Source organism: Limnohabitans sp. Rim8, assembly GCF_943326455.1.
Lineage (GTDB): Bacteria > Pseudomonadota > Gammaproteobacteria > Burkholderiales > Burkholderiaceae_C > Limnohabitans_A.
The window spans coordinates 166737-190212 of sequence record NZ_CALPTI020000005.1; the positions used below are offsets into that span (position 1 = coordinate 166737).

The window sequence follows — 23476 nt, forward strand, 5'->3', positions numbered from 1 at the left end:
GTCAAGCAGCCAAAACGCCTCCAGGCGGACTGCGCGGACTGAGTGCCAAACGCAGTCCGCTGGTCCAGGCTCTGTCTTGACCCGTGACGGGGTCGGTGAAGCGCACCGACTGCGCCAAGAGTTGCAGCGGCTGGCTGAAGTCTTCGGGTGCGTCCGGCCCGCGCATGACGGTGGGGTAAAACTGGTCACCTTCAATCGGCAAGCCCAAGGCGTTCATGTGGACACGCAGTTGGTGGCGCTTGCCGCTGATGGGCTCCAGCGCATACAGGGCACGTTGGCCATCGGTGTGCAGCAAAGCGATGCGTGTTTCGCTGTTGGCTGGCCCCGGCACTTCCTGCGTTCTGAAAAACGGCTCGCCCGGCACCAAGCGGCTGGTGTGCACCCGCGGCAGCCTCAGGTGGGGTGCATGCGCCGCGACTGCGTGGTAGGTCTTGTGGATCTGGTGCGCCCGAAACAGGGCGTGGTAAGCGTCGCGCTCTTGCTGGCGTTTACCGAACAAGACCAGACCCGCGGTTTCGCGGTCAATGCGGTGCAGCGGGACCAAATCGGCGCACCCCGTCTGTCGCTTGAGCTGCACCAACAGGCTTTGCTGCACATAGCGGCCTGTGGGCGTGACGGGCATGAAGTGCGGCTTGTCGACCACCAGCAAGTGCTCGTCTTCAAACAAGACCTGTGCCTGAAACGGCAGCAGGGGTTCATCGGCCAGATGCCGGTAGTAATAAAGGCGCTGGCCCGGTTGGCAACTTTGGTGGGGCAGGGCCGCATGGCCGTCTTCGTTCAGCACCAAGCCTTGCGCCAAGCGATCAGCCCATTCGCTGCGAGAAATACCGGGCATGCGCTGTGCCAAAAAATCGAGCAGGTGCGGTGCGCCTTGCGGAACCGACACCACGCTGGCGCTCACACCCTCGCGCATGGGCAACTGGATTGGGTGCCCGGATTCACGCATTTCAGATGCGGCGGAACACCAGGTCCCACACGCCGTGGCCAAGTTTGAGACCCCGATTTTCAAACTTGGTCAGTGGCCGGTAGTCGGGTTTTGTGGCAAAGCCATCTGGGGCATCGCTGGTGTTGACCAGCAAAGGTTCGGCGCGCAGAACGCCCATCATTTGCTCGGAGTAGGGCTGCCAGTCGGTGGCCAAGTGCAGGTAACCACCTGGCTTGATGTGCCGGGCCAGGCGCTGGATGAAAGGCGACTGGATCAGGCGGCGCTTGTGGTGGCGGCTTTTGTGCCAAGGGTCCGGAAAGAAAATGTGCACGCCGTCCAGACTGTCCGGGCCTAGCATGTTGTCCATCACCTCGATGGCGTCGTGTTGCACAATGCGGATGTTGTCAATCTGGTCTTCGCCGCAACGCTTGAGCAAGGCACCCACACCCGGCTCATGCACTTCGCAGCACAGAAAGTTGTCGTCGGGGCGCACTTGCGCTATTTTGGCGGTGGCGTCGCCCATGCCAAAACCGATTTCCAAAATCAGCGGTGCGCTGCGCCCAAAGGCAGCAGGCACGTCCAAGCGTTCTGCGCTGTAAGGCACCAAAAATTGGGGACCGAATTGCTCAAATGCCCGCACTTGGCCCGAACCCATGCGGCCAGCACGCAGGACATAGGTTTTGATTTGCCGCATGAAGGGTGCGTCGGGGGCAGCCTGTTCGGTCATACTTTCGTGGGCAGGCTGCTGCTGGGTGTTCTCGGACATCGTCATGAGGGAAGGCTTGAAGGCCGAAGTGTTTCGCAAAGTCTGCGATTATCGCGGCTGCTGTTTGGGGTGGGGCGATGAGAGGGGGATGTGACGAGTCAAGTGGCTGCAAACGGGTTGACCAACTGTACGCCCGCCAGAACTTCGCCTGCGCCCATGTCTTCGGTCAACAACACAGCGCAACCTGAAATGTGGGCGCTGGCCAAAATCAGGGCGTCCCAGTAACTCAAGGAATGACTTTGGTGGAGATCGAGCGCCATGTCGATGGTGTCTGGCGTCACACCAGCCAGGTCCATTTGGCGGTAGCACAGCAGTTGCGCGCGCACATGGCTGTGGGGCAGACCCAGTTTGCGCAGGCCGACCTGTATGTACTCGTTGAGCACCTGAGTGGACAACACTCCCAAATGTTGAAACCGCAGGTGCCTCAGCACATCGATGGCGATGCGCTGTTTGTGAGGTTCGTCGGGGCTGTCGGCATAAACCAAGATGTTGGTGTCGATGAAGCACCTGGTTTTGGGCAGTTCAAGCAGCCTGCCCCAAGGGGGTGTGGGTTCAGCCGCGATCATGCAGGGCGTCTCGGTCAAACTTCCAGCCCTTGAGTTGCCCGCCGCCGCTCAAGCAGCGTTGTTCCCAAGCTTGCCACTCGGCGTCTTGACGTTCTTGCCCAGCGAGTTGCTCCAAGTAATCTCGTACGGCCTGGTTCAGGCTTTTGCCCATTTTTCGGGCTGCTTCACGCGCAGATTCAGCAATCCGCTCGTCCACAGACAAGGTGATGTTCATGGTTTGACCTCCGCAACGGCATGAAATTCACACATATTATGTGTGAATCATGCTTCGGATGCAAACACTGTACCTAGGGTTTGAGCGTGCAGAGCCGTCCAATGGGTCAAGGCTTGGTCTATGGTCGTGTTCTCGGGCAGCCTGGGCAGTCCCAAGGCATGCGCCGCTGCATTCAGCGCTTGGAAGGGCTGCTGCAGATCCAGCGCCAAGGCGCCGTTTTGTTTGCTGAGCTTTTCGCCATTGGCACCCAGTACCAAGGGCGTGTGCAGGTACTGGGGGGTGGGCAACGCCAAAGCGCGTTGCAGCAAGATTTGCCTGCCCGTGTTGTCGGTCAAGTCTTGGCCGCGCACGACGTGGGACACGCCTTGCGCGGCATCGTCCACCACCACGGCCAGTTGGTAAGCCCACAGCCCGTCGGCGCGGCGCAACACAAAATCGCCCACTTCTTCGGCCACTTTTTGCTGCTGTGGCCCCAACCGGCGGTCAGTCCAGTGGGTGATAACAGGCAGGCCCAGCGCAGTTTGCACCGCCTGTACATCGAGCCTCCAGGCGCGGGCGGGTTTGCCTTTCAATCCCTCTCGGCAGGTGCCTGGATAAACCGCCGCTTGGTGGCGTGCCACCGATGGGGCTTGCGCTGATGCGATGGCGGTTTCGATGTCTTTTCGCGAGCAGCCGCAGGGGTAGGCCCAGCCTTTTTTAACCAGCGTGTCCAGTGCGCCTTGGTAAGCAGCGTTGCAATGGCTTTGCCACATCACTGGGCCATCGGCCACCAGGCCGAAAGCTGCCAATTGCTGCAAGATGGCTTGGTCAGCCCCCGGCACGCAGCGCGTCGTGTCCACATCTTCGATGCGAACCAACCATTGCCCGTTGTGTCCCCGCGCATCGAGCCAACTGGCCAAAGCGGCGACCAAGGATCCGGCATGCAAAAGGCCGGTTGGCGAGGGCGCAAACCGGCCTGTGTAAGAAAGCCCCATGGAGGTTCAGTGTTCAGTGATCAGCGTTTTTTGAGCACCGCCAAGGCCAGCTCCAGGCCAGAAACAAAGGCGTCCTCGACCCGGTGGCCCAAACACCAGTCGCCACACAGGCCGATGCCTTGGTCTTTGGACCACACAAAGCTCTCGCCCAAAGCCTGATTGGTTTTGGCATACAACCAACGGTGCACCTCAGCGTGTGCTGGGGTAACGCGGATGCCCGTGATCTCTGCAAAGGCCTTGATGAGTTTGGCCTTCACGCGCTCCGGTGTGTCGTTCACGTGCTCCGCAGACCAAGGGGCACTCGCTTGGACAGTCCAGCGCTCAATGCGCTCGCGACCAGGCTTGGACGATTCACGCGCCATCCAGGCAACACGGTGGTGGGTGCTGCGGGCAGCGTTCCACTGAGGGCCGATGGTGATCAGGCCGGGTTGCACCGCTTGTGGATAGGCCAACATCAGCGTCCAGCAAGGGTCTACCGTGACCTGGGCCAAAGGTTTTGCAAGCGCCTCAAGGCCAGAGGCTTTGAGCAAAGCCGATGCTTGTTCGGGGGGGATGGCCAAGATGACTTTGTCAAAGCCGGCGTAGACGTGTTGTCCGCCATCCTCTGTTTCGGTTTGCAGCTGCCAGCCGTTTTTTCTCAGGGGGTCGGCCACAATTTGGGTGACCCGGGTCTGCAATTGCACATTGCCGTCTTCAACCAAAGGCATCGCCCAAGCCTTGACCAAGGCATTCATGCCGGGGGCTGCCACCCAGTGACGCTCACCGCCGGGTAAGCCGGCTTCGATCACACGGCCATTGGGGTCGAGCACGCGAACGGCATTGGCGCTCCAAGGCTTGCAAACCCCTGGGGCGGTGCCGATGGCCAATTCAAAACGCGGATCGCGCACCGTAAAGTACTGCGCACCGTGGTCAAAGCCACCAAATGCGCTGGCGCGGGTCGACATGCGACCTCCAAGGCCTCGGCTTTTTTCAAACAAAGTGACGTTGTGTCCCGCTTGGCGCAAAGTGCGTGCACAAGTGACGCCGGCCATGCCGACACCGATGATGGCGATGTGTTGTGTAGTCATGGGGTCACTTTAGCTGAGAAAAGGGCCCGGATACAGCCCGGGTGGGTTATTCCCGATGCCTGAGGATCAAGCTGTTTTCAGACGGCGTGCTTTGGCCGAAGCAAAGCGTCCCGCGTGGTCTGATTTTCCAGCTGTGCCAGCCACCATTTGAGGGCCTGTCCCGCAGGAGCTTGGCGGTTATCACGCCAGGCATAGTGACAGGTGTTGGTACGCGGGGTGTTGACCATTTTGGCCACCAACAAACCCTTGTCAAGGTAGGGCAGGGCCAGCGATTCGGGTAAAAAACCACCGCCCAAACCGCGCAATTGGGCCTCTAGCTTGCTCGGCATGTCTGGCACCGTGAAGACATCTTGACCGCCCTGCAGACCAATCGTTAGCCCCGAACCCCGACTGACCGAGTCGGCCACGGCCACTGCGCGGTGTTGTTGCAAGCTGGCGTCGCTCAACGGCTCGGGGGCTTGGGCCAAGGGGTGGTGCGGAGCCACGGCATAGATAAAGGTGATGTCACCCAACACGGCGTGTCGCATGTCTGTCTGCGGGCCCGGCTCCAGCACCACGCCCAGCGATAAATCGGCCTGGCCCGTGGTGAGCGCAGCCAGAGTGCCCGACAGGGTCTCGTATCGCAAGCGAAGGCGTGTGGGCGTACCCAGCGCCAAAAAACGGGCGCACAAATCCATCACAACGCTGCGCGAAATGATGCTGTCCACAGCCAACGTGAACACAGCCTCCCAGCCAGTGGCCACTCGGCGTACGCGGTTGGCCACAGTGTCCATGTCGTCGAGCAAACGGCTTGCCTCGCGCAACAACTCACGGCCTGCAGCCGTTGGGACTGCTTGGCGAGCACTGCGATCAAACAGCAGCACATCGAGTGCGTCTTCAATTTGGCGAACCCGGTAGGTCAGGGCGCTGGGCACCAGGTTCATGCTGCGGGCAGCGGCGGCAAAGCTGCCATGTTGACCGATGGTTTGCAGCATTTGCAGGGCTTCGGGTGTCAGCCAGTCGCGTGGAGTTTGCATGGTTGTCTATTTTCATTCAATATTTTTAAATGATGCCAGCAAACCATATCAACGTTTCGGGACAGGGTGTTCGTTACAGTTATGAAATTGTTTGGCATTTGGCCAAGCATCTGAATTGGAGAATTGCATGCTCACCCTTCGCAAATCGGCCGATCGGGGTTATGCCGACCACGGCTGGCTCAAATCGTTCCATAGCTTTTCTTTTGCCAACTACTTTGATCCAGCGCACATGGGTTTTGGCAACTTGCGCGTCATCAACGAAGACCGCATCGACCCCGGTACGGGTTTTGGCACGCATGGCCACCGCGACATGGAAATCATCAGTTACGTGCTCTCGGGCAACTTGGCCCACCAAGACAGCATGGGCAATGTCAAGGGAATTCCGCCCGGCGATGTACAGCGCATGAGCGCAGGCAGCGGCGTGCGCCACAGCGAGTTCAACCATGCCCAAGGCGAGCAGACACACTTTTTGCAAATCTGGATCGAACCCAATGTGACGGGCATTGACCCGGGGTACGAGCAAAAAACCGTACCGACCAGTGCCAAACGGGGCCAGCTGGCGCTGGTGGCGGCACCACCCGCTGACCCGATGGCAGCCGACCACACCGTGCAGATACACGCCGATGCCCGCATGTACGCTGGCCATTTTGATGGGGCTGAAAACGCCGAGATGGCTCTGGACAGCGCCCGAAAGGCTTACGTGTTTTTGGTGCGCGGAAGCTTGCAGGTCAATGGCCAGTCGCTCAAGGCGGGTGATGCGGCCATGTTGCAAGTCGAACAGTCTTTGGCGTTGACCCAAGGCGACAATGCCGAAGTCTTGGTGTTTGATTTGTCCGCATGATCGCGACTGAAGGCCGCTCTAGGCGGTGTCCGTATTTTTCCTATCTTTTTCTCAACATTCAGGAGTTATCTCATGGCTAAAACAGTTGTTGTCTACCATTCCGGCTACGGCCATACCCAGCGCGTGGCCCAATTTGTGGCCCAAGGCGCCAATGCCCAAACCATCGCGATCGATGCCGACGGCAACATCACCGATGCCGATTGGGCCGCTTTGGACGCAGCCGATGCCATCATTTTCGGCTCGCCCACTTACATGGGCATGGCCTCTTGGCAGTTCAAAAAGTTTGCTGACGCCACGTCCAAGCGGTGGTTCAGCAGTGCCTGGAAAGACAAAGTGGCCGGTGGCTTCACCATTTCGGCCAGCCCGAGCGGTGACAAACTGTCCACCATCCAGTACTTCATCACTTTGGCCATGCAACAAGGCATGGTGTGGGTAGGTCAGCCGGCCATGAACGACGGCACCATCAACCGCATCGGCTCCAACTCCGGTGTGATGGCGCAAGTCGGCCCCACCAGTCCAGCCGAAGACATTCCACAAGGCGACTTGGATACCGCTAAGGCCTATGGTGAGCGTGTGGCTGCCGTGGCGGCCAAGTGGCGTGTTTGATGCTTCAAGTTTGAGGCCTTGAGCCCTAGCCGGAGCCGCCAAGCGGTTCTGGCTTTTTTTTCGCCCAAGGGCCAAGCGACCTGACACACGGCTGGCGCTTGGCGGTGCTTGCTAGGATAGGGGCATGAAAATCATCACTTTGCTGCCTTGGCTCGACTGGCTTGCGCTCTTGACTTTTTTTGGATTGTGGGTCGGCTACGCTTGGCTGGCTAAAGTGCGTGGTCTGCGCGATCAGACCCTGATCGCGACCACCAACCGATACCGGCAAATGTGGATGTTGCAGGCCACGGCCCGTGACCCCCGCATGCTGGATGGGCTGATCACCCAGAACCTGTCTCAAACCCCCGCTTTCTTCTCGTCCACCAGCATCATCATCATCGGTGGTCTGTTTGCCTTACTGGGCACCACCGACAAGGCTGCCGGCTTGGTGGGCGAGATCCCGTTTGCACAGCCTACCCCTTTGCTGGTGTTTGAACTCAAGATCCTGGTCTTGGTGGGTGTCTTTGTTTATGCTTTTTTCCGTTTCTCTTGGTCCATGCGGCTCTACACTTTTGTCGCCTTGGCCATCGGAGCGATGCCACCGCCTGAAGAATTTGCTGCTGAAAAGTTTGACCGCCAGCATTACGCTGAACGTGCTGGCAATTTGGTCAGTGCAGCGGCTGAAACTTTCAACGATGGTTTGCGTGCTTACTACTTTTCATTTGCCGCCATGGCTTGGTTCTTTTCCCCTATGGCCTTGGTGATGGCCACGGCATTGGTGGTGTTGATTCTTTATGGCCGCGAGTTCAGATCGGACGTGCTGCAAGTGCTGCGCGGCTGAAAAAGAATTCTAAAGAATCCACTTCCAGATCGCGCGCCAACAAGGAGCAAAAGCCTGGGGGTGAGCTCCTACAATGCGATGCTATGTTCGTTCACCTGCGCCTTCACTCCGAATTCTCTGTCGTTGACGCCACTTGTCGCATCGACGATGTGGTCAAAATTGCAGCCAAAGACGCGCAGCCTGCGCTGGCCATTACTGACCTGAACAACCTGTTTGGCACAGTCAAGTTTTACAAAGAAGGTCGCGCCAAAGGTGTCAAACCCATCATTGGCGCCGAAATCATTCTTGAAGGCTTGGGTGGCGATGTCGGTGTCACCAGCCGCGTGGTTTTGCTGGTGCAAAGCCATCCCGGCTATCTGAACCTTTGTGAGTTGTTGGCCCGGGCTTGGACGCAGAACATTGTCAAAGGCGTGGCCGTCGTCAAGCTGGCCTGGCTCAAGGAATTGGCGAACGGATTGGTATTGCTGTCCGGTGCCCAAGCCGGTCCTGTGGGGCAGGCCATCGTGCAGGGAGACGCCAACAAGGCCGCTGATCTGGCGCTGCAATTGGGCTCAATATTCCCGCACCGTTTTTATTTGGAGCTGCAGCGCGCAGGTCGCCCCGAAGATGAACCTCAGGTGGCGGGTGCCGTGGCACTGGCCGCTCGCCTGGGTTTGCCGGTGGTGGCCACGCACCCTGTGCAGTTTCATGGCCCAGAAGATTACGAAGCCCACGAAGCGCGGGTCTGTATCTCAGAGGGTGAAATTTTGGCCAACCCGCGGCGAATTCGGCGCTTCACCCGTGAGCAGTATTTCAAGTCGGCGGCCGAGATGTGTGCCTTGTTTGCGGATGTGCCCAGTGCAATTGCCAACACGCTGGAAATTGCCAAGCGCTGCAACCTGAGCCTGGTGTTGGGCAAACCCCAGTTACCAGACTTTCCGATACCGCCAGTCAACGGCGTGGTCATGTCGGTCGAAGACTATTTCCGGCATGTGTCTTTTGAAGGCTTGGAGCTGCGCTTGGCGCACCTGTACCCCGTCGAAACCAAGCGCAGCGAAGAACGTCCTCGCTATGTGGAACGCCTAGAGTTCGAGCTGAACACCATCTTGAAGATGGGTTTTCCGGGCTACTTCTTGATCGTGGGTGACTTCATTCAATGGGCCAAGGCCAACGGCTGCCCGGTGGGCCCTGGTCGGGGTTCGGGTGCGGGCTCTTTGGTGGCTTATGCGCTCAAGATCACGGACCTCGACCCTTTGCAATACAACTTGCTGTTTGAGCGGTTTTTGAACCCCGAGCGGGTCTCCATGCCCGACTTCGACATTGACTTTTGCCAGGGCAACCGCGACCGGGTGATCGATTATGTGAAAGACAAATACGGCCGTGAGGCCGTCAGCCAGATTGTCACATTCGGCACCATGGCCGCGCGTGCGGCCATTCGCGATGTGGGCCGCGTGCTCGACATGAGCTACACCTTTTGCGACGGCATCAGCAAGTTGATCCCCAATAAACCGGGCATGTCGGTCACCTTGCAATACCCACCTGCCACGCCCAAAGAGGGCGACAAGAACAACTACGCCATTGCCATGGAACCCATTCTGGCCGAGCGCATTGAGCGCGAGGAGGATGTGAAAACCCTCATCGAGCTGGCGCAAAAGCTCGAAGGCATGACCCGCAACGTGGGCATGCATGCCGGGGGTGTGCTGATCGCACCGGGCAAGCTGACCGACTTTTGCCCGCTGTACCAGCAGCCAGGCAGCGAATCGGCGGTCAGCCAATACGACAAGGACGACGTGGAAGCGGCGGGCTTGGTCAAGTTCGACTTTTTGGGGCTGGCCACGCTGACGATTTTGGAGATCGCCCGCGAGTTCATCATGAAGCGGCACAAAGGCCAAGAAAACTTTGCCTTTGAAAACATCCCACTCGACGACGCGCACACCTACAAGCTGTTTTCGGATGGCAAAACCGAGGCTGTGTTTCAGTTTGAAAGCCGGGGCATGCAGGGCATGCTGCGCGACGCCCGCCCCAGCCGCTTGGAAGACCTGATTGCCCTGAACGCGCTTTACCGCCCAGGGCCTATGGACCTGATTCCCAGTTTTGTGGCCCGCAAACACGGCCGTGAGCAGGTGGAATATCCGCACCCGGCGGTGGCCCAAATGCTGAGTGAGACCTACGGCATCATGGTCTATCAAGAACAGGTGATGCAAACCGCGCAGATTTTGGGTGGGTATTCACTGGGTGGCGCTGACTTGCTGCGCCGCGCCATGGGCAAGAAAAAAGCCGAAGAAATGGCCGAGCACCGCGAAAAGTTTCGTGATGGGGCACTGGCCACTCACAACATTCCTCAGGAAAAGGCCGATGAAATCTTTGACCTGATGGAGCGCTTTGCAGGCTATGGCTTCAACAAGTCACACGCGGCCGCTTACTCCTTGTTGGCGTACCACACGGGTTGGCTCAAGGTGCACTACACCGCCGAGTTTTTCTGCGCCAACATGACGGTGGAGATGGACGACACCGACAAGCTCAAGGTCTTGTACGAAGATGCGCTCAAGTTCGGTATCCGCTTTGACCCGCCTGACGTAAACCGGGGCACACACCGCTTTGAGCCCGTCACCGACAAGATCATCCGCTATGGCCTCGGGGCCATCAAGGGCACGGGCCAGCAGGCGATCGACGCCATTGTGGCGGCCCGCAACGAAGGTGGCCCTTTCACCAGTTTGTTCGACTTTGCTGTGCGTGTGGACCGTACCCGCATCAACAAACGCACGGTGGACGCGCTGATCAAGGCCGGCGCCTTTGACTCGCTGCACATGAACCGCGCGGCGTTGTCGGCCAGCATTGATCGGGCTTTTGACTTCTCAAGCGCCACCACAGCCAATGCCAATCAGGGCGGTTTGTTTGACATGCTGGGCGACGATTCCCACGGCTCCAGCACGCAAGAGCCCGAGTTGGTCGAGGTCATGCCTTGGGGCATCAAGGAGCGCCTGCTGCTTGAAAAAACAGCCGTTGGCTTTTTCTTGTCAGGCCATTTGTTCGATGCAGTCGAGCGTGAAGTGCGCCAATTTGCCCGCCGCAAAATTGACGAGTTGATCGACAGCCGCGAGTCCATGGTCTTGGCCGGCATCGTGAGTGATTTGCGCATCATCAATGGTCAACGTGGCAAGGTGGCCATCTTCAAACTCGATGACAAATCGGGCGTGATGGAGGCCACCGCCGACGAAACCCTGATCAACTCGGCCAAGCATTTGCTCAAAGACGATGAGCTGATCATCGTCACGGCCAAGATGCAGGCCGACCGTTTTTCGGGTGGCTTTCGGCTCAAGATCGAGCAGATCATGGACCTGGGCGCCGCCCGCTGCCGCTTTGGCAAATACCTGCGCGTGGCGGTCAATGGCCGTGCGCCCGACATTGCCCGCATCGTCAGAGAGTTCCCAGCGCAGCGCGAACAAACCGAGCAGGGCGACCTGGTGCGCGGTTTGCCCGTTCGTTTGGTGCTGGAGCGGCGCCATGAGTCGCTGGGCGCTCGCGCCGAGCTGGCGCTGGGCGAGGCTGCCAAATTTTTCCCGACCGATGCAGCTTTGGCCAGTTGGATGGCACAAGCCGACCAAGGCCAGGCGCGGATTGTTTACGACTGACCGGACTTCTGCGTCAGTCCGCATCAGCGGGCGCTGTTTTGCGGCATCTGCGGGTTGTTGATGCTGGTCCCAGAGAAGGCGTCGGGCGAAGCATTTTGGTTGCTGTTGGACGCGTTGCTGCTGCTGGCGTTGCTCAACTGGTTGTTGTTCTGGTTGACGGTGGTGTTGCCTGTGATGGAACCAAAATTGGGACTGCCTGCTATGACGCCTGTGTTGACCATGGGCCTGACCACTGGCGCTCGCGGCGTGGGCGTGCTGTAACTGACCGTGGACGCTTGGCCTTCTTTGCCCAGAGACTCATAAAGCTTGCCCATCAATTCGGGGTTGCCGACAATCTTGGCCTCAATGGCGCCTTCAAGGATGGAGGATATCTCCAGCGTCATGGCGGTGCCCAACCAGTTGGGGCTGTTGGCCAAGATCGTGGCCAATTGAACATCGGTGCAGCTGCCGGCATTGCGCTCCAGCCAATCTTTGGCCAAATTGGCCCGTGCCTCGGGGGCATGGGTGCGCAGCGCGAGCGATTTGAAATGGGCCACAAAACACGCGCCAGCCGGTTTTTTTTGAGCCCAAGCATTGGACACAGGCAACCATCCAATGGCGCTGATCAAACAAATGGCAAAAATTTTCATGGGTTTGGGGTGTGGGTTGCCAAGTTGAATGCGCGAGGGTTGAGCGAACTCACATCACTCTTGATGTGGAATCGGCACAACACAGACAAAGTTGAGTCGCTGGGCCTTGAACAGGCTTTGATACGGCCCTCGCTCAGTCCAGAGGCCTAAAGCCCAGCACGATCACCGGTGGCACCCGGCCATCGGTGTCTTTGGGGAAAATTTCGGTCTTGTCGATGGCCCGCAAAACGGCCTCATCCCAGGCCTTGTTGCCACTCGATTGGAGTATTCGGCGGCTCTGAATGACCCCGTCTGGCGCAACGCGGACCTCCACCTCGGCTCTGGGGTTGCCCACGACGTCGCCGGGGTAGGTGATGTTGGGTTTGATGCGGCCCACCAAGCGGCCCGCATAAGTGGCCGATGGCCCGGACGATTTGAGAGCTGTCCCGGTGGCGTTTTCGCCGCCCGAGGCACCTGCCATGCCTTGCATGCGCTTGAGGTTTTCCTGACGCAAGGCGTCAGCCCTGGCGGCGTCGGCTTTTTCAGCTTTCTCGGCTTTGTCTCTTTCAGCGGCTTTTTTCTTCTCCCGCTCTTTGTCTTCTTGGGCCTTTTTCTCTTTGGCGAGTTTTTCCTTCTCAAGCTTGGCCTTCTCGGTCTTGTCCTTTTCTGCTTTTTCTTTTTCAGCTTTGGCTTTGTTTATTTTTTCTTTCTCCAACTTTTCTTTCTCGGCCTTGAGCTTTTCTGCTTTCAGCTTGTCGGCTTCTTTTTTCTTTTCTTCTTGTTTTTTCTTCTCCAGCGCGATTTGTGCGTCTTTCAGTTCCATCGCCGGATCAGGGGCTGGTGGTGGCGGTGGTGTGGGTTTGGCAGGAGGCGTTGGTCGGGTTTCAGGCACCGGCACAGGTTCCGGCTCGGGCACGGGTTCTTGCAATCGGGGGGCGGCTGCCTGCGGCACGGCGGACCACAGCTCGGCTTCGGCTTGCAGGGTTTGCGGTTGGGTTTTCCAGGCCGTGGCCAGGCCCAACGCCAAAAACAACAAAACGTGCGCCACGCCTGCAATCACCCAAGCGCGGCCCATGCCGGGCTGCTCGGGGGGCGCAAACTCGAGGTGCGGTGTCGCCTTGGCGTTCAAAACGGAGTCCTTTTCAAGGCGCCAACTGAACAGACAAGCCGACGCGGGCAATACCCGCCCGCTGCAGACTGTCCATGACCTTGACCACGGTTTCGTATTTCACCGTGCGGTCGGCGCTGATGACCACGGCTGTGTTGGCATCGTCGCCCACCAGTCGTTTCACGCTGTTGGCCACGCTTTGCAGGGTGGCGCTGTCGGTTTTGCCATCGCTTACCAGTTCCAGCCGTTCGTCTTTTTGGATGACGATTTGGATGACTTTGTCGGGTTGCTTGGCGGCTTTGCCCACGCTGGGCAGGTCCACCATGCTGGGCGTGATCATGGGCGCGGTGACCATGAAGATGATGAGGAGCACCAGCATCACGTCGATGAAGGGCACCATGTTGATTTCCGAGATGGTGCGGCGTCCGCGACCTCGGGAGGATGTGGCGGGCATGCTGTGGGCCTCTTTCAGTAGCCAGATGCCGAGCCGCTGCCAGAGGCTGCGTTCGCGCCCAGGCTGCGCTGCAAAATGTTGGAGAACTCTTCGATGAAGGTTTCCAGCTTGATGGCGATGCGGTCCACATCGTGTGAAAAGCGGTTGTAGGCCAGCACCGCCGGGATGGCGGCAAACAGGCCAATGGCGGTGGCCACCAGGGCTTCGGCAATGCCCGGGGCGACAGCCGCCAAGGTCACTTGTTGCAAGCTGGCCAAGCCCGTGAAGGCGTGCATGATGCCCCACACGGTGCCAAACAAACCGACATAAGGCGAGATGGATCCAACCGATGCCAAAAAGGCCAGTTTGGACTCCGCCGCGTCCATTTCACGCTGGAAACTCGCCCGCATGGCACGGCGGGCGCCGTCGAGCAAAGTGCCGGCGTCGGTGATGCGGCGTTCGCGCAGTTTTTGGTATTCGCGCATGCCACTGGCAAAGATGCGTTCCATCGGGCCCGACAGTTTGGCGTTTTGGCTGGCGGCGTTGAACAGCTCGTTCAAGCTGGTACCGGACCAAAATACCCGCTCAAATTCTTCGTTCAGATTTTTGATGCGCTTGATGGCGGTGATCTTGCGCACGATGGCCGCCCAACTGGCCACCGAGATGCTGAGCAAAATGAGCACCACCAGCTGCACGACAAAACTGGCGTGCAAAAGCAGCGAGACGATGGACATGTCTTGGTTCATTTCAGGGCTTCCAGAACAGGGGCCGGAATGCGGCCGGGTTTCAAGGTGGTGCTGTCGACCCAGCCTAAGCGAATGGTGCCTTCGGCCAGTAAGCGGTCGTTTTGCTCAGGCGTGCGCAAGTAGGCGCGCTGGGCAATGGTCAGGCTGGCTTTGCCGCTTGTTTGCAATTCGGCTGTAACGACCAGGGTGTCGTCCAGTCGGGCGGGAGAATGGTACTTGACGGTGGTTTCAGACACCACAAACATGCCCCCAGACTCGTCACGCAGCACCTGCTGGCCAAAGCCCAGGTCACGCAGCCACTCGGTGCGGGCCCGCTCAAAAAACTTGAGGTAGTTGGCATAAAAAACGATGCCGCCCGCGTCGGTGTCTTCCCAATAGATGCGGATGGGGTGTTCAAAAACGCTGGGGCTCACGTGGGTGCTGTTCATGGCTGCAACCAAGCTTTCAGGCGGGCGATCGCGGTTTGCAATTCGGCCATCGAGTTGGCGGTGGAAAAACGCACAAAGCGGGCGGTTTGGTCGGTGCCAAAGTCGCGCCCCGGCGTGATGGCCACATGGGCATGTTCCAGCGCGGCAAAGGCGAATTCCCAGCTGTCTTTCAGGCCCAGCTTTTGGCAGGCGGCGCTGCAGTCGGCCCACGCGTAAAACGCGCCATCGGGCGCCACGGGCACTGTCAGGCCCAGCGCATTCAAGGCCGGAATGAAGTAATCACGCCGGGCTTTGAATTCGGCGCGGCGGCGCTCGTATTCGGCCAAGCTGTCGGGCTCAAAGCACGCCAAGGCCGCTTGTTGCGCCACGGTGCTGGCGCAAATGAACAGGTTTTGTGCCAAGCGCTCCAGCACGGGTGTGATCTGCTCGGGCACCACCAGCCAGCCCAGACGCCAGCCGGTCATGTTGAAGTATTTGCTGAAGCTGTTGATGCTGATGACGTCTTCGCCCAGGGCCAGGGCGCTTTGGCCGAACTGGTCGTCGTGGCTCAGGCCCAGGTAAATCTCGTCGATCAGGGTGATACCGCCGTGCGAGCGCACCACATCGACAATGCGTGCCAGCTCGGCAGGGTCTATGGAGGTGCCGGTGGGGTTGGAGGGGGAGGCCAGCAAAACGCCACGGGTTTGCGGGCCCCAAGAGGCTGCCACTTTCGCAGCGCTGAGTTGAAAGCGCTCCGCAGCTGTGGTGGGGACCAAAACGGCTTTCCCTTCTGCTGCGCTCACAAAGTGGCGGTTGCAGGGGTAGCTCGGGTCGGGCATGAGGATTTCATCGCCCCGGTCGATCAATGCCAAACAAGCCAGTTGCAAAGCTGAGGAGGCGCCAGCGGTCACCACGATGCGGTTGGCGGGCACCTGCACGCCAAAGCGCTGTGCGTACCATCCGCTGATGGCTTGACGCAATGCGTCCAATCCGAGGGCCGGGGTGTATTGGGTTTGGCCGGACGCAATCACGGCTTGTGCCGCAGCCTGCACCATGGGGGGTGCGGTGAAGTCGGGTTCGCCGATGTTCAAAAACACGACAGGTTGGTCGGTGTGGGCGACCTGGCGGGCTTTTTGCGAAGCGGCTTTGGCCACTTCCATCACCCAAAAGGGCTCGATCCGCTCGGCACGCTCTGAGATGCGCATGACTGTGTTTGTGTGGCTGTTTTATTTGATGCGGCCAGACTGGCGGTCGGCTTGCACTTCGGCACTGCGCAGCTCAGGGGCCAAGCCGTTCAGAACCGCATTGACGTACTTGTGGCCATCGGTGCCGCCAAAGTCTTTGGCCAGCTCGATGCATTCGTTCAGTACCACGCGCCAAGGCACATCCAGGCAATGCTTCATCTCGTAAACGCCGATCCACATGATCGCCCGTTCAATCGGGGAGATCTCGGCAAAGCTGCGGTCGAGTTTGGGGGCGATCAGAGCGTCCAGGACAGCTGCATGGTCAGTACAGCCGTAAAGCAGCGCGTCGTAATGGGCCGAGTCGGCTTTGTTGAAACCGGACAAATCGCGTGTGAACACATCGATGTCGGCTGCTTCGTTGCGGCCCACGATGTGCTGGTACAAGGCTTGCAGCGCAAACTCACGCGAGCGGCTGCGGGCCGATTTGGCGGACGATTTGCGCGTGCCAGGGGCAGGCTTTTGGCCAGCGTCTGCTTCGCCGATGATGTTTTGCGGATCGGTCATCAGGCTTTGTCTTCTTCGTCAAGGTCGTCGGCCAACTCGGCCATGTCGGCGGCCAGGTCGTCCATGATGCAGGCCATCTCGACCGCCACGCGGGCCGCGTCGCGGCCTTTTTCGGTCTGGCGGGCCATGGCTTGGTCGAGGTTTTCGGTGGTCAAGATCGCGTTGGCGATTGGCAAGTTGTAGTCGAGCGACACGCGGCTCACGCCAGCGCCAGATTCGTTGGCCACCAACTCAAAGTGGTAAGTCTCGCCTCGGATGATGCAGCCCAGAGCGATGAGGGCGTCGTATTCGGCACGTTCGGCCATGGCCTGCAGCGCAACGGGCACTTCCAGAGCGCCGGGCACCATGACGTGGTCGATGCTGGTCACGCCCAAAGCTTCGAGTTCTTGGATGCAGGCTTTGGCCAAGGCGTTGGTGATGTCTTCGTTGAAGCGGGCTTGCACGATGCCGATGTGCAGAAATTGACCATCGAGTTCTTCGGTCTGGCCTTTGTTGGCGTCTTGCATGTTTATTCCTTGGGGATGTAGCCAGTGATTTCGAGACCGTAGCCGGTCATGCTGGGCATGCGGCGCGGATTGCCCATGAGGCGCATTTTGTGAACGCCGCATTCGCGAAGGATTTGCGCGCCGACGCCATAAGTGCGCAAATCCATCTTGCCGCGTTCGGGCGCTTGGGCCGAGCGGGCACGGCCTTCAAATTGGGCCAGCAATTGCTCGGCCGATTCGCCGCAGTTGAGCAAGACAGCCACACCGCAGCCTTGGGCATGGATGTAGCTCAGGCTGGCGTCCAATCCCCACGAGTGCATGGCGCGGTTGACTTCGAGGGCATCCAGAACCGACAGGGGTTCGTGCACACGCACGGCCACTTCAGATTCAGGTGACCACGCACCTTTGACCAAAGCCAAGTGCACAGCTTGGTTGGTTTGGTCACGGAAAGCGTGCGCAGTGAACTCGCCATGAGCGGTCTGCAAGGGGCGACTGCCAATGCGTTCAACCAGGGACTCGTTGCGGCTGCGGTGCTCGATCAAGTCGGCAATCGTGCCGATCTTGAGGCCGTGCTCGGCCGCAAAAATTTGCAAATCGGGCAGGCGGGCCATGGTGCCGTCGTCATTCATGATTTCACAAATCACGGATGACGGCGAGCAACCGGCCATGGCGGCCAAATCGCAACCAGCTTCGGTGTGCCCAGCGCGCATCAGCACGCCGCCGTCAACCGCTTGCAGCGGAAAAATGTGACCAGGCTGTACCAAGTCGGTCGGCTGGCTGGCCTTGGCCACGGCCACTTGCACCGTACGGGCGCGATCCGCGGCAGAGATGCCTGTGGTGACGCCTTCGGCAGCTTCAATCGACACGGTGAAGGCCGTGCTGTAGAACGTGCCATTTCGGGCAGCCATGGGCGGGAGTTTCAAAAACTCGCAACGCTCGCGTGTCAGGGTCAGGCAAATCAAGCCCCGTCCAAAGCGGGCCATGAAGTTGATGGCTTCAGGTGTGACGTGGTCAGACGCCAGCACCAAGTCGCCTTCGTTTTCGCGGTCCTCTTCGTCCACCAGGATCACGATGCGACCGGCCTTCATCTCGGCCACGATCTCTTCAACAGGCGATATGGCCACGGGTGTCGGTTGCGCGGGGGCGTTCATGGCAGGTCCTAAATTAAGAAGCTTGGGGCAACAGGCCAGCGCTGAGCATGCGCTCCACGTAGCGGGCGACGGTGTCGATCTCGAGGTTGACGCGGTTGCCAGCTTTGAGACTGCCCAGCGCGGTGTTGTTCACGGTGTGAGGAATCAGGTTGATGCTGATCTCGCAGCCATCGGCCAAATCTGCCACGCGGTTGACGGTGAGGCTGACCCCATTGACGGTGATGGAGCCTTTGTAAGCCAAGTATTTGGCCAAGGAGTGCGGGGCCAAGACCCGGAGCTCCCAGCTTTCGCCGATTTGCTCGAAATGGCTGATGTGCCCCACGCCATCCACATGACCAGACACGATGTGACCGCCCAATCGGTCGTTGGCGCGGAGCGCTTTTTCGAGGTTGACGCTGCCTTGTTGGTCCAAGCCGCTGGTCTTATCCAGCGATTCGGCCGAGATGTCGATGGTGAATTGACGGCTCTCGGGGCTGAAGGTGGTGACGGTCATGCAAGCGCCGTTCAGGGCGATGCTGTCGCCCAAGCCTACATCGTCAAGGTACCCGGCGGGGGCCTCGATGGTGAGGCGCTTGCCGTGGTGTAAAGAGCGACCCAGGTCGTGGGCGGCGACGATTCGCCCCACGCCGGTGATGATTCCGGTGAACATAGCTGTCTATTTTCGCAGGTAAAGAGGGTGAATCGGTCGGCAACGCAACAAAAATGCAGCCCATAGAGTGCTTCAGGCCTTGATGTCCTGAGCCTTTCGCTCAGGGTTTACCAAGGCGACAAGGCGGAATCTGTGTGCCTAAAATGGTGCATTGCAGCAGATTTTCATTTGCCGCATGTCATCAGGAGTTTTCATTGCCGGTCAAGCCAAAAGTCAAATCGACCCCTTCGCAGCCACCGCTCAATGCGAACAATGCGAACCAATCGGCAGCAGCGGAGGGTGTTCGCACCATCAAGAAATACCCCAATCGGCGTTTGTACGACACGCAGTCATCCAGCTATGTGACATTGGCTGAGATCAAAAAAATGGTGATGACGGCTTTGCCGGTGCAAGTCTTGGACGCCAAAACGGGTGAAGACCTGACTCGGACGATTCTTTTGCAAATCATCTTGGAAGAAGAGTCAGCGGGTGCGCCGATGTTCAGTGAGGCCGTTCTGTCCAACATCATTCGCTTTTATGGCCATGCCATGCAGGGGCACATGGGCTCATATCTCGAAAATCACGTGCAATCGTTCATGGATTGGCAAAACAAGTTGGGTGAGTCCAGTCCCGTCTTGAGCCCAGAGGTGTGGGCGCAGTTCATGCAATGGCAAACGCCCATGATGCAAAACATGTTTTCTGGTTTGGCCAACCCTTCTCAAAACGTCATGTCTCAAATGCAAGAGCAGATGCAAAAACAGATCCAAAAGAACACGGAGCAGTTACTTGGCGTCATGGGTTTGAGGCCCTGATGGGCCTTGCACGTCCTTTTGTCACGATTCGGTCGTTTTTGCGGGGACAATGCAGGGATGAGTGAAATGACCCCCACAGCCCCCACCTCCGCCAACCTGCCAGCCCCCAAAGTCGGTTTTGTCAGTTTGGGTTGCCCTAAAGCCTTGACCGATTCCGAACTGATCCTGACGCAGTTGAGCGCCGAGGGTTACCAAACCTCCAAAACCTTTGAAGGCGCTGACCTGGTCATCGTGAACACCTGCGGCTTCATCGACGAAGCCATTCAGGAAAGTCTGGACACCATTGCCGAAGCGCTCAACGAAAACGGTAGAGTGATTGTGACCGGTTGCCTGGGTGCCAAAACAAGTGAAGGCGGCGGCAACATGGTGCGTGAAATGCACCCCAGCGTGCTGGCCGTGACTGGACCGCACGCCACCCAAGAGGTGATGGACGCGGTGCATACCCACTTGCCGAAACCGCATGACCCTTTTTTGGACTTGGTGCCCGGCGGCTTTGGCGAAGCGGGCCTCAAGCTCACCCCACGCCACTACGCGTATTTGAAAATCAGCGAAGGCTGCAACCACCGCTGCACCTTCTGCATCATCCCTTCCATGCGCGGCGACCTGGTCTCTCGCCCCATTGGCGATGTGCTCAAAGAAGCCAAGGCCTTGTTTGAAGGCGGCGTCAAAGAACTGCTGGTCATCAGCCAAGACACTTCGGCCTATGGCGTGGACGTGAAATACCGCACAGGGTTCTGGGATGGCAAGCCGGTCAAAACCCGCATGTTGGAGTTGGTGCAGACCTTGGGCGAAATCGCCCGTGAACATGGCGCTTGGGTCCGTTTGCACTATGTTTACCCGTATCCAAGCGTGGACGACATCATCCCCTTGATGGCACAGGGTTTGGTGTTGCCTTATTTGGATGTCCCTTTTCAGCACAGTCACCCCGATGTGCTCAGACGCATGAAGCGCCCGGCCAGCGGCGAGAGAAATTTAGAGCGCATTCAGCGTTGGCGCGAACTGTGCCCCGAGCTGGTGATTCGCAGCACCTTCATTGCGGGTTTTCCGGGCGAAACCGAAGAAGAGTTTGAACACTTGCTGGGCTTTTTGCGCGAGGCGCAGATTGACAGGGCAGGGTGTTTTGCTTACAGCCCTGTGAACGGCGCAACCGCCAACGAATTGCCTGGGATGCTGCCGCAAGCGCTGCGCGAAGAGCGCCGCGCCCGTTTCATGGCGGTGGCCGAAGAAGTGTCGATTGCCCGCTTGCACCAGCGTGTCGGTGCCACCATGCAGGTGCTGGTGGACAGTGCACCCGCCATGGGCCGACGCGGTGGGGTGGGGCGCAGCTTTGGCGACGCACCCGAAATCGACGGTGTGGTGCGTTTATTGCCCCCCGAAAAAATCAGTAAAACTCTGAAGGTGGGTGAATTCACCCGTGCTCGTATCGTGCGTGTGGAAGGGCATGATTTGGTGGGGGTGCCGGTTTGAGCGCGAGCACCAAATGTTGACAGGCAACAAAAAAGCCGTTGATCAAAAATCAACGGCTTGTTGTGTGTTGAACTTATCGGGTTCGATAAGATTGGTGCCCAGAAGAGGACTCGAACCTCCACGATGTTACTCGCTAGTACCTGAAACTAGTGCGTCTACCAATTCCGCCATCTGGGCGCCTCAGGAATCGAAGGATTGTATATCAAAAAAGTAGCGCCACCCAGCGGCTTGCTGGAAGAAATTGAAGGCAGTGTCCAGGGCCATCGCGACGGTCATGGGTTCTTGATCCGTGACAGCGGTGAGTCCGACATTTACCTGTCGCCCAACGAGATGCGTGCCGTCTTGCACAAAGATCGCGTGAAGGTTCGCATCGTGCGTCAAGACCGCAAGGGCAGACCCGAGGGGCGAATTGTCGAAATCGTTGAGCGCCCTGAGCAACCCATCATTGGCCGTTTGTTGCACGAAGGGGGGTTATGGTTGGTGGCGCCCGAAGACAAGCGCTATGGCCAAGACGTGATGATTCCCAAAGGCGCCACCGGCACAGCCAAACCGGGCCAGGTGGTGGTGGTGGAGCTGACCGAGCCGCCCGCATTGTTTGGGCAACCTGTGGGGCGCGTGAAAGAAGTGCTGGGCGAGATCGACGACCCGGGCATGGAAATCGAAATCGCCGTGCGCAAGTACAGCGTGCCGCACGAATTTTCGGCCGCTTGCCTGGAACAAGCCAAAGGCCTGCCCGACAAGGTGCTGGCCAAGGACCGCAAGGACCGTGTCGATCTGCGCGACGTGCCCTTGGTCACCATCGACGGCGAAGACGCCCGCGACTTTGACGACGCCGTGTATTGCGAACCCGCCAAAGTAGGCCGGGGCAAAGGCTGGCGTTTGCTGGTGGCCATTGCCGACGTGAGCCACTACGTGCAAACCGGCAGTGACATTGACATCGATGCCTACGACCGCGCCACCAGCGTGTATTTCCCGCGCCGTGTCATTCCCATGCTGCCCGAGAAGTTGTCCAACGGCCTGTGCTCGCTCAACCCCGATGTGGACCGTTTGTGCATGGTCTGTGACATGCTGGTCAACGCCAAGGGTGATGTGCACGCCTACCAGTTTTATCCGGCTGTGATGCACAGCCATGCGCGGTTCACCTACACCGAAGTCGCGGCCATTTTGGCCAACACCCGTGGGCCTGAGGCGCTCAAACGCAAAGCGCGCGTGAACGACCTGATGAACCTGCAGGACGTGTACAAAGCCTTGCTGGCTTCGCGCGCCGTGCGCGGCGCGGTGGACTTTGAAACCACCGAAACCCAAATCGTGTGCGACGAAAGCGGCCGCATCGAAAAAATCGTGCCGCGTGTGCGCAACGAAGCGCACCGCCTGATTGAAGAAGCCATGCTCGCAGCCAACGTCTGCAGCGCCGACTTCATCCAGCAAGGCAAGCACCCTGGCTTGTTTCGCGTGCACGAAGGCCCGACGGCCGAGAAAAAAGACATCCTGCGCAATTACCTCAAGGCCTTGGGTTTGGGCATGAGCATCAGCGACGAGCCGCACACCAGTGAGTTCCAAAAAATCGCTCAAGCGACCAAGGACCGTCCAGACGCGCAGCAGATCCACACCATGCTGCTGCGCTCCATGCAGCAAGCCATCTACACCCCGGTCAATAGCGGCCACTTTGGTTTGGCCTATGAGGCCTACACCCACTTCACCAGCCCGATCCGGCGGTATCCAGACTTGTTGGTGCACCGCGTGATCAAAGCGATTTTGCTGGACCGCAAATACACGCTGCCCAGTTTGCCCGTGCCAGGTGAGGCACATGCCAAGCTGACCAAGCGGCTTGAAAAAGGACGCGCTGCCAAGGGCGATGCGCCCGAATCGTCTGCCCCACGCGTGCGCATGTCGGCCGCCGACCAACGCGCCTGGGAGGCGGCGGGCCTGCATTGCAGCGCCAACGAGCGCCGCGCCGACGAGGCCAGCCGCGATGTGGAGGCCTGGCTCAAATGCAAATACATGCGCGAACACCTGGGCGAGGAATACAGCGGCGTGGTGTCTGCTGCAACCAGTTTCGGCATCTTTGTGACTTTGGACACGATGTACGTCGAAGGGCTGGTGCACATCACCGAATTGGGCGGCGAGTACTTCCGCTTTGACGAGTTGCGCCAGGAATTGCGCGGCGAGCGCACCGGCATCCGTTACGCCATTGGCAGCCGGGTGCAAGTGCAGGTCAGCCGAGTGGATCTGGACGGCCGCAAGATCGATTTCAGGTTGGTGCACACCGGAGACGAGCTGGTGCAACGGGCCATGCGCGACAAAGGCCTGTCGGCACCTGCCGAAGGCGGGCGCGACAAGAAACGGGGCGCCCAAGACCGCCGCCAGGCCGATGCCGAGCGCAACCGCTCACCCATCCAGGCCCTCAAAGCCTCGGTCAAGAAAGCTGCAGCCAAAAAGAAAGGCTCCCGCAGCAGCAAGCCCAGGCGTTGAGCCGC

General features: G+C 59.0%; 24 protein-coding genes and 1 tRNA gene. 7 read left to right on the forward strand and 18 right to left on the reverse strand.

Annotated features, from left to right (window positions below; all coding sequences use genetic code 11):
* Position 1: 1 nt before the first annotated feature.
* The 7 genes from Q1M54_RS05610 to Q1M54_RS05640 form a co-directional block, all read right to left on the reverse strand.
* The gene (locus tag Q1M54_RS05610; RefSeq protein ID WP_300555005.1) at positions 2–946 is read right to left on the reverse strand and encodes a pseudouridine synthase; all 945 of its coding nucleotides are present in this window, start codon (positions 944–946) and stop codon (positions 2–4) included.
* Between the two features lies 1 nt (position 947).
* Positions 948–1652 (reverse strand): tRNA (guanosine(46)-N7)-methyltransferase TrmB, encoded by a 705-nt coding sequence (gene trmB, locus Q1M54_RS05615; protein WP_300555078.1) that lies wholly within the window; start codon positions 1650–1652, stop codon positions 948–950.
* A 137-nt stretch (positions 1653–1789) separates the two neighbouring features.
* Complete coding sequence (locus tag Q1M54_RS05620; RefSeq protein ID WP_300555008.1) at positions 1790–2257, reverse strand: PIN domain-containing protein; 468 nt, start codon at positions 2255–2257, stop codon at positions 1790–1792.
* Positions 2244–2471, reverse strand: a complete 228-nt coding sequence (locus tag Q1M54_RS05625) for a DUF6364 family protein (RefSeq protein ID WP_300555011.1) — start codon at positions 2469–2471, stop codon at positions 2244–2246. Before Q1M54_RS05625 ends, Q1M54_RS05620 begins: the two co-directional genes overlap by 14 nt.
* A 47-nt stretch (positions 2472–2518) precedes the next feature.
* On the reverse strand, positions 2519–3445 hold the full coding sequence (gene gluQRS, locus Q1M54_RS05630; RefSeq protein ID WP_300555014.1) for a tRNA glutamyl-Q(34) synthetase GluQRS: 927 nt from the start codon (positions 3443–3445) through the stop codon (positions 2519–2521).
* A gap of 20 nt (positions 3446–3465) precedes the next feature.
* Positions 3466–4512 carry an FAD-dependent oxidoreductase gene (locus tag Q1M54_RS05635; protein ID WP_300555017.1) on the reverse strand — a complete coding sequence of 349 codons (1047 nt, stop codon included), beginning with the start codon at positions 4510–4512 and terminating at the stop codon, positions 3466–3468.
* 77 nt (positions 4513–4589) lie between these two features.
* Positions 4590–5528: a LysR family transcriptional regulator gene (locus Q1M54_RS05640; protein WP_300555020.1), complete on the reverse strand. Its 939-nt coding sequence runs from the start codon at positions 5526–5528 to the stop codon at positions 4590–4592.
* A gap of 127 nt (positions 5529–5655) precedes the next feature.
* On the opposite strand from Q1M54_RS05640, the gene Q1M54_RS05645 reads away from it, so the two are divergent.
* The 4 genes from Q1M54_RS05645 to dnaE all read left to right on the forward strand — a co-directional run bounded on the left by Q1M54_RS05645 (position 5656) and on the right by dnaE (position 11406).
* Positions 5656–6369, forward strand: coding sequence for a pirin family protein (locus Q1M54_RS05645; protein WP_300555023.1), 714 nt, complete (start codon positions 5656–5658; stop codon positions 6367–6369).
* 72 nt (positions 6370–6441) lie between these two features.
* Entirely contained in the window at positions 6442–6975 is a 534-nt protein-coding gene (locus Q1M54_RS05650; RefSeq protein ID WP_300555026.1) for a flavodoxin family protein, read from the forward strand.
* Positions 6976–7099: 124 nt separating this feature from the next.
* Positions 7100–7795, forward strand: a complete 696-nt coding sequence (locus tag Q1M54_RS05655; protein ID WP_300555029.1) for a DUF599 domain-containing protein — start codon at positions 7100–7102, stop codon at positions 7793–7795.
* Between the two features lie 83 nt (positions 7796–7878).
* Positions 7879–11406 carry a DNA polymerase III subunit alpha gene (dnaE, locus tag Q1M54_RS05660; protein WP_300555032.1) on the forward strand — a complete coding sequence of 1176 codons (3528 nt, stop codon included), beginning with the start codon at positions 7879–7881 and terminating at the stop codon, positions 11404–11406.
* A 23-nt stretch (positions 11407–11429) separates the two neighbouring features.
* Here the strand turns inward: dnaE and Q1M54_RS05665 are convergent, their stop codons facing one another.
* From Q1M54_RS05665 to Q1M54_RS05710, 10 genes are all read right to left on the reverse strand, one after another.
* The gene (locus Q1M54_RS05665) at positions 11430–12035 is read right to left on the reverse strand and encodes a hypothetical protein (RefSeq protein ID WP_300555035.1); all 606 of its coding nucleotides are present in this window, start codon (positions 12033–12035) and stop codon (positions 11430–11432) included.
* 133 nt (positions 12036–12168) lie between these two features.
* Positions 12169–13143, reverse strand: a complete 975-nt coding sequence (gene tolA, locus Q1M54_RS05670; RefSeq protein ID WP_300555038.1) for a cell envelope integrity protein TolA — start codon at positions 13141–13143, stop codon at positions 12169–12171.
* A gap of 13 nt (positions 13144–13156) precedes the next feature.
* Positions 13157–13576, reverse strand: coding sequence for a biopolymer transporter ExbD (locus tag Q1M54_RS05675; protein WP_300555040.1), 420 nt, complete (start codon positions 13574–13576; stop codon positions 13157–13159).
* 14 nt (positions 13577–13590) lie between these two features.
* Complete coding sequence (gene tolQ, locus Q1M54_RS05680; RefSeq protein ID WP_300555043.1) at positions 13591–14301, reverse strand: protein TolQ; 711 nt, start codon at positions 14299–14301, stop codon at positions 13591–13593.
* Complete coding sequence (gene ybgC / locus Q1M54_RS05685) at positions 14298–14729, reverse strand: tol-pal system-associated acyl-CoA thioesterase (RefSeq protein WP_300555045.1); 432 nt, start codon at positions 14727–14729, stop codon at positions 14298–14300. The genes tolQ and ybgC overlap by 4 nt, the downstream gene beginning before the upstream one ends.
* The gene (locus tag Q1M54_RS05690) at positions 14726–15913 is read right to left on the reverse strand and encodes a pyridoxal phosphate-dependent aminotransferase (protein ID WP_300555048.1); all 1188 of its coding nucleotides are present in this window, start codon (positions 15911–15913) and stop codon (positions 14726–14728) included. The genes ybgC and Q1M54_RS05690 overlap by 4 nt, the downstream gene beginning before the upstream one ends.
* A gap of 21 nt (positions 15914–15934) precedes the next feature.
* Positions 15935–16456 (reverse strand): transcription antitermination factor NusB, encoded by a 522-nt coding sequence (nusB, locus tag Q1M54_RS05695; RefSeq protein WP_300555050.1) that lies wholly within the window; start codon positions 16454–16456, stop codon positions 15935–15937.
* Positions 16456–16962: a 6,7-dimethyl-8-ribityllumazine synthase gene (gene ribH, locus Q1M54_RS05700; protein WP_300555052.1), complete on the reverse strand. Its 507-nt coding sequence runs from the start codon at positions 16960–16962 to the stop codon at positions 16456–16458. The genes nusB and ribH overlap by 1 nt, the downstream gene beginning before the upstream one ends.
* 2 nt (positions 16963–16964) lie before the next feature.
* Positions 16965–18092 carry a bifunctional 3,4-dihydroxy-2-butanone-4-phosphate synthase/GTP cyclohydrolase II gene (gene ribBA, locus Q1M54_RS05705; RefSeq protein ID WP_300555055.1) on the reverse strand — a complete coding sequence of 376 codons (1128 nt, stop codon included), beginning with the start codon at positions 18090–18092 and terminating at the stop codon, positions 16965–16967.
* A 13-nt stretch (positions 18093–18105) separates the two neighbouring features.
* Positions 18106–18741 carry a riboflavin synthase gene (locus tag Q1M54_RS05710; RefSeq protein ID WP_300555058.1) on the reverse strand — a complete coding sequence of 212 codons (636 nt, stop codon included), beginning with the start codon at positions 18739–18741 and terminating at the stop codon, positions 18106–18108.
* A 143-nt stretch (positions 18742–18884) separates the two neighbouring features.
* Here Q1M54_RS05710 and phaR point away from each other — a divergent pair, with 143 nt between their 5' ends.
* Together phaR and rimO are read left to right on the forward strand one after the other, a co-directional pair.
* Complete coding sequence (gene phaR / locus Q1M54_RS05715; RefSeq protein ID WP_300555079.1) at positions 18885–19532, forward strand: polyhydroxyalkanoate synthesis repressor PhaR; 648 nt, start codon at positions 18885–18887, stop codon at positions 19530–19532.
* Between the two features lie 57 nt (positions 19533–19589).
* Positions 19590–20999, forward strand: coding sequence for a 30S ribosomal protein S12 methylthiotransferase RimO (gene rimO, locus Q1M54_RS05720; protein WP_300555060.1), 1410 nt, complete (start codon positions 19590–19592; stop codon positions 20997–20999).
* 92 nt (positions 21000–21091) lie between these two features.
* Here the strand turns inward: rimO and Q1M54_RS05725 are convergent.
* Positions 21092–21176 (reverse strand) — tRNA-Leu (locus tag Q1M54_RS05725).
* 18 nt (positions 21177–21194) lie between these two features.
* On the opposite strand from Q1M54_RS05725, the gene rnr reads away from it, so the two are divergent.
* Positions 21195–23471 carry a ribonuclease R gene (gene rnr / locus Q1M54_RS05730; protein ID WP_300555063.1) on the forward strand — a complete coding sequence of 759 codons (2277 nt, stop codon included), beginning with the start codon at positions 21195–21197 and terminating at the stop codon, positions 23469–23471.
* Positions 23472–23476 lie beyond the last annotated feature (5 nt).